Consider the following 1,131-nt stretch of genomic DNA (forward strand, 5'->3'; position numbering starts at 1 on the left):
GGTGACAGTCTGTGCGGTAGTATCCGGCTTCATGAAGGGGCCCTTGTTGAGGGGAAACGCGTGTCGCAACACGTTTCTACCGCAACTGGGGCCTTCTTCAATTCAGGAACGCGACTTCTTCATGAATTATTCGGGCTAAGCAAGACGCCCGCCTCCACCCTCGCCTCCCGCGAGAACGGTGGCGTTCGGACCTCTCCGTGGAGCCACACCAGGGGCTTCGTAGTATCGGCCATCAGGGTCAGTATATATCAGATATGATATGTCGCAATAGCACCCCACCCGGGTAACGCGTGCCTTCGTAGCCAGGTGCGGCATAACCAGCGCTTGCAGCGGACGTGGCAACAGCTGGTTCCAAATTCGGAATTTCGGTGGCATCATGGGGCTCAGAAGTTCGTGCCGGTCGGTGGGGTAACGGTTGCCACGCCGCTGAAGCCCGATCCGTTATCCGGCGGAGCGAACAGTGCAGTTTGAATGCCACTACCGCACGGACCGGAGCTTCGGCCCAAACGCCAGCCTTCATCTCGCAGCGACGTACCTTGAGCGAAACCTTCCAGAGCCATACGGTTCGAAGGTTCAAACGGTCCTTACCGAGGCATGCTGCCGCAATCTTTCTCCGGCACGAGCGACGCTGGAAGCAAATCACGAGCGTTTCGAGGAATGGCGTCGAGATCTACCGTTTGCAGAACTCGCAGATGGCGGTACGACGCTCAGGCTCTGTTACGCCGCTGTATATCCGACCCAAGAGGAAGTCCAACGAGACAGCCAGGTCCTGTCCGTCAAGTCGTTCCAGAGTGCGCTCGGTAAAGTCGCTCAGCTGGTGGAAGAAGCTCCCGATCTCCTTAGTTCCCGACTCGACCTCGATTTCGCAGCTCTGTCCGGTGACGTTCGCGCTCTCCAAAACGAGGCACCCGCCACGCTCGCGCAGCTTGCGCAGTTATATCTGGAGATCGTGCCAGCCGCCGGATAACGCCGATCCGTCATACCGCGACGCGGACTAGTCCCTTGTATCGACCAAAGGCGGAAGTGTTGTCATGCTAAGCACTGCGTCCCCCGCAGCCAATCGGTTCTCGCCGTGTCGCGGGCCGATTCATGGGGCCCGTATGTCGAAGAAGCGGTATCGGATTGACTTGA

General features: G+C 58.6%; 1 protein-coding gene and 1 pseudogene. One reads left to right on the forward strand and one right to left on the reverse strand.

The window, feature by feature from the left end:
* Positions 1–137: 137 nt before the first annotated feature.
* Positions 138–233, reverse strand: a pseudogene (locus GY937_28150) (type II toxin-antitoxin system RelE/ParE family toxin).
* 227 nt (positions 234–460) lie between these two features.
* Here GY937_28150 and GY937_28155 point away from each other — a divergent pair.
* On the forward strand, positions 461–967 hold the full coding sequence (locus tag GY937_28155; GenBank protein MCP5060587.1) for a hypothetical protein: 507 nt from the start codon (positions 461–463) through the stop codon (positions 965–967).
* The last annotated feature ends 164 nt before the right edge of the window (positions 968–1,131 follow it).

The sequence above is a fragment of the bacterium genome, from assembly GCA_024228115.1.
In the GTDB taxonomy this organism is placed as follows: Bacteria; Myxococcota_A; UBA9160; order UBA9160; family UBA6930.